Here is a 13786-nt window from a genome sequence, read left to right as displayed (position 1 = left end):
TATAAGGATATAGAGGTGAGGAAACTTTACAGTTACTTCTGCATTGGCTTGTTGGCAACAGTTTTCCTACTGTCCAATGCCGCAAATGCTGCGCCAGGAGATATTAAATGGTCTGTCGATTTAAATGCTGGTGATGTTATAACCGTCCCAGCCGTTGCTGAAGATGGCACGATTTACATTGGTACTTACTATGATGGACTAATGGCATATTCTATCAACGGCTCACACCTTTGGACCTATAATTCTTATACAAATTACGGCTCTTCGCCTGTAATAGGGCAGGATGGCACGATATACGTCGGTTCCACTGATAACTCACTCTATGCAATCAATGCTGACGGTTCGTTGAAGTGGAAATTTACCACAGGTGCCAATGTTTCATCTACACCAGCGCTTGGCTCAGATGGGACGATATATGTAGGCTCTGACGACAATAAATTTTATGCTGTAAATCCAGATGGTACACAAAAATGGGTTTTTCAAGGGAGCGGCGATTTCAGTTCAGGTGCTGCGATGGCTACAGACGGTACAGTATATGTTGTGTCTGAATATCGGGATATTTATGCGCTAAATCCAGACGGTACTTTGAAGTGGCAAGCTGAAACAACTGGTTATAACTACGGTGCACCATCTATCGACGCATTAGGTACAGTGTATGTCGGTTCAACTGACAACAAAATGTACGCGCTTAACTCTGACGGCACGCAAAAGTGGGTTTTTGAGACCGGAAATGATATCAGAGGTTCAGCAGCAATTGATAACGCCGGAAATATCATTTTTGGTTCGGCAGACAACAATGTGTACTCTCTATCCCCAACAGGAAGTATTAATTGGGTCTATACGACAGGTAGTTACGTTTATAGTACCCCAGTAGTTGGGGCAGATGGCTCTATCTACTTTGGTAGCAGGGACAATATCTTTTATGCTCTTAGCAATGCAGGTGATTTTTTATGGAGCTCGAACGAAACGGGTTTCTATGATTTCGATGCGTCTGCAACCTTAGTTTCAGACGGTACACTTTATGTCGGTAACGATAATGACGAGCTAATCGCTTTCGAAACATCGACCTCGCTCGCTGAGTCAGCGTGGCCTAAAGCATACGGAAATGTAAAAAACACGAGTTTGGCCGGCGACGCATCTGGTCAGATTACAGCATCACTAGTGCCTTTGCTTACCAATATCAATACAACTGGTCAATGTCCTGAAATGGAAATGACGGTAACGGTACTAGATTCCTACAGAAATAACATACCAGGCCTTACGGCTGACGATTTTAATATACATATAAACGGTGCCCCGGTGGATGTGAACACCGTAAGCTTAGTTTCCGACGTACGTTCATCAGTGTTAAATGTCGCTTTCACTTTAGACTACAGCGGTTCAATGAGTTCAGCTGATATCACTTCGATGGAAGCTGCAGCTACACAATTCGTGTCTTACATGCAACCTGGCGACCAAGCTAGCATAATCAAATTTGCAAGTAGCGTAGACGTCATACAGCCGTTCACTGATGATCTTGCTCTTGTTACAAGTTCTATACCTGAAGATTACGCTGGAAGGGGTGGTTCAACTGCATTGTACGATAGCGTATATCAGGCTCTATCGAATGTATCTGGCCAATCAGGTAGGCAGGTTGTGGTAGCAATGTCTGATGGCTCTGACAATAACTCGTCGTTCAATATTGACGAAGTGGTCGATTATGCCAATCGTCTTGGTATTGTTGTTTATACAGTAACACTTGGTTCTGGTGATAGAGATGCCATGAGCACTCTAGCACAGCGAACTGGTGGCCTAAGCTATTATTCTCCAACGTCGACAGAGTTGGAAGACATCTATCAATCAATAGTTACAAGCATTCAAAGTCAGTATGTAGTCACATTTACAGACCCTACAAATGGTGGTTCAGATCACAACATTGAAGTTCAAGTTACTGATGAGAATCAATTCGGTTCAGTGTTTTCTACATATGATAGTTGCCGCGATTACAATACAGGCATCAACCAAATAGTAGAATATCAATGCCCGCTACTTGAAGCGGTGGTGAGTGTTTACGATCAAAATGGTGTGCCTTTAGATGGACTGGGTATAAATAGCTTCGACTTGTACCTTGATGGCACCGCCTCTCCAATTAGTAGCGTCACTCAAGTACAGTCAGCCAATTCAAAAACGACTTTCGCGGTTGTGATGGACTACAGTGCTTCTATGTCGTCTTCTGATATAACTAGTATGCAAACGGCTGCTAAACTTATTATTGAAAATAAGTCGGATGCCGATGAGGGTATGGTTGTTAAATTTTCTGACCAGCCGAATGTGGTACAAGCCTTAACGACAGACACTGCTTTGCTTTATGCTGCTATCGATTCTCCATTCGATAACTACGGTGCAACAGCAATGTACGATGCGATTGATGTAGCTTTAACTGATATTGCTAGTACATCGGGCAGAAAAGCTATTATTGTTCTGACTGATGGTGACGATACAGCCAGTACTGGAACACTCGATTCCGTAATTGCTAATTCTAATCAGTACGACATACCTGTATTTACAATAGGTTTAGGGCAAGCAGATGCTACCGTACTACAAGAATTGGCAAACAGAACTTATGGTATTTACTATTACGCGCCAGATAATTCGGAGTTGGCAAACATTTACGCAACCTTATCTGACGTTTTACAAAGTCAGTACCTAATAACGTTCGCGGATATCTTTGCTGACCAAATGCAACATACTGCGGTTATTAACACTGTCGTTCAAGGTAGACCTATCGCAAGTTCACAACGTAGCTTTTTAAGCTGCGCTCCTCCATCAACAAGTGCACTAGATTTTGAATCTGGTGACGCAGCACTAAGTTCCTTTGTCCTTACTGGTGACGCAAATTGGGAAATAAGCGATATAGAACCTATAGACGGCTTATATAGTATGAAAGTGCCAGATGCACTAATAGACGGGCAATCCGCAACAGCAGAGTTAACGCTTGAAACTGCTGCTGGTGATTTAAGCTTTGATATGAAAGTTGATTCAGAATCTGGTTATGACTTCTTAAAATTCTACATAGATGATGTATTACAAGGTCAGTGGTCTGGTGTAAGCGCAATTGAAACCGTTGTGTTTCCAATTTCTGACGGCACTCACACCTTTAAGTGGGATTTTTCAAAGGATAGTTCGGTTTCTCATGGTCTAGATTCAGCCTGGGTGGATAACATAGTTATTCCAGGTGTAGACAACGGTAGTGGGGCTGACAGCGATGGTGATGGTGTTATAGATAGCGTTGATGCGTTTCCAAACGACAGATTCGAATGGGTAGATACTGACGGCGACGGCATAGGTAATAATAGCGATCCAGATGATGACAACGATGGTTGGCTAGATACGGTTGATGCGTTCCCTCAAAACCCTGCAGAGTGGCTTGATACTGACGGTGATGGTATTGGCAATAATGCAGATGACGACGATGATGGTGATGGTATTGTCGACCTTGCCGACCCTACGCCACTTGGCTATGCAGCAATAAACGATGTAAACGGTGATGGAAAGTCTGATCTACTATGGCGAAGCTTTGCGAAAGGTTGGAACTTCCTATGGGCGATGGATGGTACCCAGTTGTCTTCAGCTACTCCTATTAACGTCGTGCAAGAATATACGTGGTCCATGGCTGGTCAGGGCGATTATGACGGCGATGGCAAATCAGATATATTTTGGCGAAATAGTGACACAGGCAAAAACTTTATCTATCTGATGGACGGCGCAAGTATTAAAGAGCGTTACGCTTTAAATTATGTAACTGCCGGAATCTGGGAATTAGCTGGTAGTGGTGATTTTAATGGCGATGGCACAGGCGATGTATTGTGGCGCAATACAAACAGAGGCGATACATGGTTTTACATTATGAACAACGGTTATATTGGTATTAGTCAACCGTCTCTCTGGGTAACTGACCTTAACTATAAGATTGCTGCAACTGGTGACCTAGACGGCGACGGAGATGATGATGTTATATGGCGTCACAGCACAACAGGCGTAAACTACATCTGGTTAATGGAAAATGGCATTATTGCTAATCAATATACGCTTAATACAGTGAACGCTAATTGGGATATTGCTGGCACTGGTGACTTAAATGGAGACGGTATTGACGACATCGTTATGAGAAACCAAGTAGATGGCCGAAACTGGGTTTACTTCATGCATGCTGGTTTAGTAAGTACAAGTACTCTCATCAATGAAGTGGCAGACCTGAATTGGCAAATTGCCAACATCGGCGACTATGACGGCGATGGAAAAGTGGACTTTCTCTGGAGAAATGAATTGACTTCAAGAAATATCATCCATCTTATGGACGGTACTACTGTAAAAGGTCGCGGAGTCTTGAGGCCAACCGACAACAACTGGCAAGTGGCCAAGTAAATTAAAAAAGAGAGCGTTTGCTCTCTTTTTTCTTTTAGTAGGCTTGATTTTGTAGTGAAAACGAAGCCTACTTATCTGAATAACTATTAATTTCACTATTTAACTGTAAATCATAAAGTGCTCAGCTTTTGAGTATTAAGTTAGCGAAGAGCAATCTAGATAGGTTTGTATAAAGTGTTCTTCAGTCACATAAGCTTATTAGTTCAACCTAAAATATCCTCCACACCGGGATACTTAGCTAGACCTTTACACTGCGATGTAAGCACTTTTTGAATGTTGCGTGCCTTCTCTTTGTCTCCTAAATAAGCCCAAATGACCATTGAACGAAACTTTGCGCCGGGGTCAGAAATTTGGCTTTCAATGCTGCTTAGCTCCTCACGAATCCCTGCTTTTACCGACCCTGTTTCAAACGTGCGGTTCATTCTAGAGATGTGAAGATAAGCGTATAACTGATCAACCATTACCGTGGTGTTTTGGTCAGATCTTTGTGAGATCTTAACTGCATTTTCATAGGCTTCCATTGCTTCTTGTTTCATATTCTTAGCTAAATATGAATCTCCCAAATTAATCCAAATTGGATAGAGGCCATTACTATTAGTATCAGCCATAGCGTCGAGGCTTTTCAAATTATATCCTATGGCGTCGTCGTATTTCTGCATATAAAAGCTAGCGGTTGCTAGCAGATGATCTGAAATATTGGAGGCGCCAAACTCGTGTTCCATTGCCTTATAGTTTTGAAAGGCGGCCTCAATGTTTCCGTTGCAAAAATAAATACTGCCTAAGTTACCTAAAACGTTTTGAGTGACTTCAATCTCTTTACTCTCTTCGAATTTTTTTAAGGCAAGTGAAGCGTTACCTTCGTAATAATGCAAGCGGGCTTCAATGAACGGAATCATCCAATCGTTGGGAGCTAATCTACTTGCTTTAACAATACTTTCTTTAGCTAACGACATGGCTTCAGAATTTTTAGTCATTAAAAATTTCTTTAAATAACTTTCTGTTAGGCCTACATATGCGGATGAATAGTTAGGGCTTACTTTTAGAACTTCTAGGTAATATCCGATTGCAACATCGATGTCGCTCTCTCGACGACTTTTTTGTGCCAATGAAAATAACACTTCCGGTTTATCTTTAGCTTGTTCGCTAGCCCGGTTGCAAGCATCGGTGGCGTGTACTAGATAGTTGTCATCCGCTGTTAAATACATTTTTTGTGCATACAAATTACAAAGTTGAGCTAGGGCCAATGGATTTGTTGGCGCAGCAGCTAATATAAGATGAGTCTTCTCAAGAGCAGCATTAACATTACCTTCGTTTAGGCCTTTGTGAAGCAATGCTTGACTAGAAACATAGTTCTTCGCATTAGTTTCATCTAATCCCTTATAAGAGTATTCAGGTCCAGCTAAATACTGTTTTAGGGCGCTTTCTAGTTTGGCAGAGGATTTATCAATAGTTTTTTCTGTAACGATAGTTTCGCTGTCTATCAAAGATGCGAGCAAAGTTTTGTTTGCAGTGGTGTAAGCGAAGCCCAAAAGCGCCTTAAAGATACCCTTTTCCACTAATTCTAATGAGATAACTAAGTCAACGTTATAGTTTTCAATTAGCGAATAAGGTGAGTCATTAGCTGCAATATCAGAAATAGACACTGAAGATATTGTGAAATCTTTCTTCAGTCTTTTGGCCAGGTGCCTAGCTACTTCTTTTTCTAACTCACTGTTACCTTTTATGATCATTAATGACTGTACATTAGGTATGGACCGAGAAATTGAATCGACAGTATTTTCGTTAGTGTTCCAAAGTAAAGTTAACGAAATAAGAGCGGCTGAAACAATAAAAAAAGCCACGATATAAGTGTGTCGTAGCGTTCCTGCGTGTCTTTGATATTTAACTTTAGCTGTTCGGAGAGTCGGTGGAGAGGAAGGTATAATAGCGTTGTTTTCCTCAGAAGCATCTAAATCTTCTTCTGCGTTGTTATCTGCAAGCTCTGATTTATCGTTATAAATTGCCCCTTCAGTCACGGTGACTGGATTTAACTCCTCTTCAGACTCTAACTCATCTTGGGTAAGAAATAGAGAATGAGGGGGGACATTCAGAACAGTGGCGATGCGAGTAATAGTTTGGTGAGAAACCCTTGTTTGACGAAAAGTTCTATTAACTAGGTCTCTAGGAGGAGAGTTAATGTTTTCTTTTTCTGCAATAAGCTTGGCAAGTTCAGACTGAGAGCGAATGCCTGCATTAAGCATTGCTACTTCAAGCTTATTTCGTGACGCGATAACACCTCTAACCCGCTTTCTTGTAGCCATTTCTCAAATCCTTTTCCACTGGCGTTACAGAAATTCTTAAATGTCTTTATTTACGGCTAAGTACTGCTAACTACGTATTCCTTAAAGTATCAAAAACTGTATTGTTTGAAAAGTGAGCAGGTGTGTTTTTGGTAGTTACCCGCTCATTTTAGAGAGAGGGAAATCTTCTAGGTGAGAGGGCTAGCTCGGCTCAATTCTAAGTTTCCCTTAAATTCCGATTAATAATCAAATTCAATGCAATATTAAGGCGGGTGACACATGGATTGCGGTAACTACAAACCTAAAATAAACATAGCTATATTGTTTTATAGCGCTTTCTTGATGATGATATCGTCAATGGCAAGTGCCATGACATTAAGCGTTACAAAAACAACTGACAAAGCTTCAACAGGTGGTTATATCTACCACAAGATAATTATTTCAAATGATTCAAGCTCTACAAAAAGTGATGTTACTCTTTACGTAAACGTTGGCGAAAACACATTTTTTAGGAATCCATTACCCTCGATATCTGGCGGGTGTAGCGGCGTTTGTGACTACACAGAAACTGCTAGATGGGAATTTGGTGACTTAGCCCCAGGCGCTTTTAAAGTGGTCACGCTCCCTGTTTATTCTTCTAACCTATCAACTGGCGACGAACGCACGTTAACAACCAATGTAACGTATTCAGGGCAGTCCAATACGCTCGAAGTGCTAAAACCTTCAACAATCAATAACTCTCCATCTGTCGCACTGCATGTTGCTGCCAGTTCACAAGTTGTGTCTGCCAACGAGAATGTGGATTTTGAGATCTCCTATGGAAATGTGGGTAACACGGGCATCGCCTCACCTTCAATGGAAGTGAATATTCCTGCTGGAATGAGTTTTGTATCTGCCTCACATAACGGCACGGTTTCCAACAATAAAATCGTATGGGCCTTGCCTGCGTTGAACCCAGATGTTGGTAATAAGTATCTATTTACTTTGAAAAAGTCCGGTTCGTCTTCAAATGGCAAAGTGGATGAAGTAAGTGCACAGTTTTTCAATGGCTCTAATGCTATTGTCACTTCGGAAGATGCGGTGGTGACAAGTAACTTGCCGCAATTAAGCTTAACGGTAAGTGCTAATAATGATTATTGGCAAGAAGGGTCTTATAGTGTGATGCGCTATATCGTTAGCAATAACAGCGGTGTGGCTGTGCCTGAGGTAAGCCTTTTTTCCATGGCCGCTCCTGGAACTGCACATACTCTGGCTAGGCCCTCCATAAATGGTGGTTGCAGTGGTGCATGTGACTCGTCTGAGTGGGGCCGGTGGGAATTAGGAACCATTGGTGCTGGCGAGTCGAAAGTAATAACTGTGCCCATTTATAATACCAATGCCGATTCTGGAGAGCCAATTGAAAGCTTAGTTCAAGTGTTTACGGGCAGCGGAGAGTACTTTCTAGGAACGCGCCCTACGGTTATTCGTGCAAACGAATCAACAGTCGATTTAATTATCTCCCCAAATAAAGGTATTGTTGCTAACAACGAATCTATTAAGTATCAAGTTACTTATGGAAACCAAGCTACTAGCGCTTACACGCCGATGAAGTTGCTTTTTTCTATTCCCGAAGGATTTGATTACGTTTCAAGTAGCGATGATGGAGCGGTAGTTGGCTCAAACGTAGAGTGGAATTTAGGCACTATTAACCCTGCTATTGGTGGAACACGGTTCGTAGAAATCAAGCCTTCTACACCTTTATCTAACGGTAACATCGTAAAAACAGAAGCAATACTCCAGGATGAGAACTGGATTCAGCGCTCTACAGACTCTGTTGTTATTAATGGAACGATAAACCTAGACGTTATCGCCACTATACAAAATGAGATGAGCCAAGAAAGTGAATTGACCTTTGTAAAAGTGCTAGTTGCTAACAAAGGAGCACTAGACATCAGTGAGCTCAACTTGTCGATGATGGTGCCGTCAAGAACAGCCTTTACACTACCTATGCCCGGTATTACAGGCGGTTGTTCAGGGGCTTGCGATTCTGGTGAATGGGCGAGATGGACATTCCCTGTAGTTGGCGCAGGTGAGTCACGCTTTGTTACTGTTCCTATCTATTACAATCAAATTACAAAGGGTGAGCCTTTAGAAATTCAGCTTCATGTAGACGATGCTACGAAGTCATATAACTTAATGCTACAACCTACGTTTGTTGCTAAGAGTGATAATGATATGCAGTTATCACTTGTTTCAGACAAGCAACAAGTTGCTGCGGGCGAGCGTGTGCGCTACGAGATTACGTACGGGCAATTAGGTAGCGATGCGTATACCGATGTTATGTTGAAGTTACCTATACCAGAAAACCTTACTTTTGTATCAGGGAGCGACGGTGCGTTTATCGAAAATGGCCAGCTACAATGGAATTTGGGAACAGTAAACCCTGGGGATGGAGGTATGCACTATGCATACTTCGACGTGGATACAGAGCTTACTGAAGGTACGCCAATTTCGCTAGAAGCTGCGGTTTACAACAGTACTGAACGTGTTCAACGCTCTGCAGATAGCATAGTAATTAAAGAAGACGTGAAGTTAACTGTTACAGCGTCACGAGCAAGCACATTACACCAGCAAGACCTATATAGTTACCAAAAGTTCGTGGTCGCAAACGAAGGCGCTTTAGACATTTCAGATGTGCAATTACATATTCAAACGGGAACACGTTTGCACCATTCACGCCCCTCTCCCGGAATTTCAGCGGGCTGCAGTGGAGCGTGTGACTATCATGAAAGAGGTCGCTGGATTTTAGATACCCTAAAGGCTGGCGAGTCTAGAACTATATCTATTCCTTTTTACACAACCAATGCAGTATCGGGCGAGCCCTTAGACATTATTGCTTATGCAACAGAAGCTTCTGGTGACTTGCAAGTAACTGCTAGACAATCTTTGTTAACCTCAGCTGTACTGCCGTTAGAAATGGTGCTTTCCTCGCAACGAAGTGTAATAAAAGCGAATGAAATTCAAAGCTTTCAAGTGAGCTATGGTAATTCAAGCGCAACCGCATATCCCAATGCCCTGTTGAAGGTAACCATTCCTGAAGGATACAGTTATCAGAGCGCTACGGGGGTAAATGAAAAGATAGGCAATGTAATCTACTGGCCCTTAGGTACGATAGAAGCCAGTCATTCAGGTGCGGTAGCTTTTAGCTTGAAAGCGAACTCTACGGTAACTAACGGCCAAACAATGAAAATAGAGGCGGAAATAATTAGCGAGGACAATGCTGATAGCGTAAGCAGAAGCAACCTTGTTACTGCTATACACAACCAAGTGCCTTTCGTTCTAGATGTTGAAAATGTGTACACGACTCCGATAACCAGTGAGTCGACAGCCACGGTAAATCTTGATCTCGAAGTCACTAGTCCTACCCAAATTGCAGAAGTCAGAGTTACTTCTAATGCGCCGCAATATAGTAGCTATCCAAACAGTACCACTGCTGGTGGATGTTCAGGTGTTTGTGATGGTAGTGAATGGGGCAGATGGGAATTAGGAAGCTTAAACAGCGGTGCCATATCACCTTTAAACTACGTACTTTCCATGGGGTACAACCTTCCTCCAGGTAAGTTACTTATTGGTAATTATGTGGCAAGTTCTACCTCATCACCTGTTTTAATGCAGGCGATTTCAACGGTTATACCTACGGGCACTGCCGTTGTTACATCTCCTAATCACGATAGCGACGGTGACAACATTCCTGACTGGTGGGAGCTTAGATATTTAGGCGCGATGAACTGGTTGTTAGCCGATAGCGATGGTGATGCTGACGGTGACGGTTACACAAATTGGGATGAGTTTAGAAATAACACTGACCCATCAGATAGCGGCAGTACACCACCGGACAACGACGGGGACTTTATCTCTGACTTACTCGACCCAGATGACGATAATGATGGGGTAAAGGATGAAGATGATGCGTTCCCGTTTGATCCATCACGTTACAAGCCAACTAAATTCGATGTAGATGGTGATGGCAATGCAGACTTACTATGGCGCAGTTTCAATAAAGGTTGGAACTTCTTGTGGGCAATGGACGGCACGCAAATATCAGAAGCAACGCCAATTAATGTTGTTCAGGAATACACGTGGACGATGGATGGCCTTGGCGACTACGATGGCGATGGAAAGTCAGATATTTTCTGGCGCAACAGCGACACAGGTAAAAACTTCATTTATCTAATGGATGGCGCCAATATTAAAGACCGCTACGTGCTTAACTATGTGACCGCTGGTACTTGGCATTTGGTAGGTAACGGCGATTTTAATGCTGATGGCGTGGGCGATGTCATGTGGCGCAATGTTGAACGAGGAGATACGTGGTTCTACTTAATGGAGAATGGTCGTATTGGTGAAAGTAAACCTTCGCTTTGGGTTACAGACCTTAATTTTCATGTCGTCGCAACGGGCGATATAGATGGTGATGGTGACGAAGACATTATATGGCGCAGATCTACCACGGGCTTAGTTTATATCTGGCTAATGGAAGACGGCGAAATCTCAAGCCAGTACAGCTTAATTACGGCTAACACGAATTGGCAAATTGCTGGAACCGGGGATATAGATGGTGACGGAACTGCGGATATTATCCTAAGAAACCAAGCAGATGGAAGAAACTGGGTTTACTTAATGAAAGACGGCCAGATAGACACCAGCACGCTTATCAATGAAGTTGCAGATCTTAACTGGCAAATTGGAAATATAGGTGATTATGACGGTGACGGAAAAGCAGACTTAATGTGGAGAAATGAAGTAACTACTCGAAATATCGTTCATTTGATGGACGGTACTACAGTAAAAAGTCGCGGAGTATTAAGGCCAACGGATGATACTTGGCAGGTGGCTAAGTAATACGCAGAAAATTTACTCCAAAACTTTACAGTAAACACAAAAGCCACTTCTGTAAAAAGAAGTGGCTTTTGCATTTTTGTGTACTTAAATCCTATCTTATATGCATATTTTTCATTAGTATTCAGTGAGACAGTCAGCTTTAAATCCCATAAGAACAAAGCAAAAAAGGAAATAGAAGTGATCCATAGAATTACAGTAAGCGACGAATTACTGGCCTATTTGAATGAGCATCGCGTTTACTTCACACCATTTGGCAACTGCAAAGTACAAGGACGATTTCGACCAACTGACCAGCTCGTATTTCCTTCTAACGGCCGTATTGAACCTTATAGTAACTACATCAATGGTAGTTTTTTATTTTCTATTGGCTCGTTTTCGTTTACGCGAAGTGTGTTCCCGATAAACACTATAATAGGTAGGTATTGCTCTATAGGAGCTAGAGTATCTGTGATGGGAGTAGATCATCCCATCAGTCGGTTTACAACGGCCAATATTACTTACGACCGCCATGCTATTACCAATGCACAGTTTTTTAAAGATCATCCCGAAATAGAAAACTTCCAAGTAAATAATCAAGAGCCTAAAAATGCCCTTAGTGCGACCATTGGCAACGACGTTTGGATTGGAGAAGATGTAACAATTGCCCGCGGAGTTACCATTGGTGACGGTGCAATATTGGCGTCAAAAGCTTTAGTAACGAAAGATGTCCCTCCTTACGCTATCGTAGGGGGCGTTCCCGCTAAGATAATTCGTTTTCGTTTCCCTCAAAATGCAATTGATAGGCTTGTTCAACTGAAGTGGTGGAACTACGAGGTTCAGAGTATTCTGTCTGCATCTGCCGATATACCCATCGAAGAATTTGTCGAAATGGTCGAAAATGCAGTAGAAAGAGGTAATGCAAAGCCGTATAACCCTAAGGTGGTAGACGAATCTGTATTAGCCCCATACATTAAATAAAATACTTTTTATCTAATCTTTAATTAATTGCTCGCAGTACGATGAGGTAGTGTTGAATAACGCTACTTCATCCCATGCCGGTGTGGTGATTGGTTTGTTATTTTCATAGCCGCTAAACAGACCAAAAGGCGTTCTATCAGTATCTTTGTCAGGGAATGAAACGTGACGATCATTGCCAGCTGTCCATATAAAATATGCAGCTGTTATAGGGTTTTCGCACGACAATGCATGATAAAAGCCTTTCAAATAAGCAACTCTATCGGCTTCCGTATACTGAACGCTTTCTGATTCGTTGCTTAACCTAAAACCATACTCATCTATCCATAAAGGAGGGTTTGCTTGCTTGTATATAGCTATAAACTCCTTGAGCGCAGTCGAGTAATCACGCCAACTACTGGAAGGCGGAAGAGTACGGTTGTATAGATTAACTGGTAAATAGCTAAGTTGTGGGAAGTGTTTTTTAACCCATTTAACATAGGCCAATGCTTGATCTTTGTTGCGATAAGTTACTGTGTCAAATAAATAGTTCTGAGAAGCTAAACTACTGTATTTGTGATTTAAAAAATGGGGTAAAACCTGAAGAAGCCAGTCAGCTTGGTACTGGGCGTTAGACGGTTGAACATCTCCACCCAATATTATCATGTTCACATGCTCAAGCGGTATGCCAAGCAAAATTGATTCAAAAAACCTTACATCATTTCTAGGGTCTGCGAACCACCTCGTTCCAGACAGTACAAGCTCAATTTTAAGGCCATGCTCTGCCACTTTTCCAACAAGCTGAGCAAGTACAGATAGGTGTTTGTCGGCTAATACAGGATAAATTTCGTCCATACTAAAACCACACCGGGGGGCGTAAATGTTGTAAAAATCTTTGCTTACGAGTAATCGAACCCAGTCAAACCCTGCGCTTTTAATTTCCTTCAAAGAGTTCTCAAAACGTTCTGAAATATCAGCTCTAATGCCTTTACAAGCGTTGTCCCCAAAAAAGAGTTTCTCAGCCACTTGCACGAAGTCTTCTTGATCTCTGCCGTTCAAATAGAAAAAGTTAACTCCTTTCGCGGGGTGGTTTACGGAAGGAAGTACATTGTTTTCTTGTGATTGAACAGTAAATACGCACATTAAGAGGGCGCTGTAGGCAAGCAAGCGGCGGTAAATAAATTTTTCATAAAGAAGAATGAGTGTTTTTTTCATATCGCCTCTGCCTAAGTAAACTCAAGGTGTTATACCTGTTATTTAGTGGTAGACTACATTGCATCAATTGATTG

4 protein-coding genes and 1 pseudogene are annotated in these 13786 nt (G+C 42.1%); 3 read left to right on the top strand and 2 right to left on the bottom strand.

The annotated features are described in order from the left end of the window. The first annotated feature begins 15 nt into the window (after positions 1-15). Positions 16-4404 (top strand): VWA domain-containing protein, encoded by a 4389-nt coding sequence (locus KUL49_RS14605; RefSeq protein WP_131137778.1) that lies wholly within the window; start codon positions 16-18, stop codon positions 4402-4404. A gap of 203 nt (positions 4405-4607) precedes the next feature. Here KUL49_RS14605 and KUL49_RS14600 read toward each other — a convergent pair whose 3' ends face one another. Continuing rightward, positions 4608-6704, bottom strand: a complete 2097-nt coding sequence (locus KUL49_RS14600; RefSeq protein WP_131137777.1) for a hypothetical protein — start codon at positions 6702-6704, stop codon at positions 4608-4610. A 321-nt stretch (positions 6705-7025) separates the two neighbouring features. Here KUL49_RS14600 and KUL49_RS14595 point away from each other — a divergent pair, with 321 nt between their 5' ends. Then, complete coding sequence (locus KUL49_RS14595) at positions 7026-11564, top strand: FG-GAP-like repeat-containing protein (protein WP_165477912.1); 4539 nt, start codon at positions 7026-7028, stop codon at positions 11562-11564. A gap of 600 nt (positions 11565-12164) precedes the next feature. Beyond that, positions 12165-12327: pseudogene (locus KUL49_RS21530) on the top strand (hypothetical protein); the annotation flags it as partial. A gap of 206 nt (positions 12328-12533) precedes the next feature. Here KUL49_RS21530 and KUL49_RS14585 read toward each other — a convergent pair. Further along, positions 12534-13712, bottom strand: a complete 1179-nt coding sequence (locus KUL49_RS14585) for a hypothetical protein (RefSeq protein WP_131137774.1) — start codon at positions 13710-13712, stop codon at positions 12534-12536. Positions 13713-13786: the final 74 nt, after the last annotated feature.

The organism is Alteromonas sp. KUL17 (assembly GCF_006538305.1).
Classification (GTDB): domain Bacteria; phylum Pseudomonadota; class Gammaproteobacteria; order Enterobacterales; family Alteromonadaceae; genus Alteromonas; species Alteromonas macleodii.
Note: the sequence above shows the minus strand (reverse complement) of the source record. Positions and strands in the feature narration are given on the sequence as shown.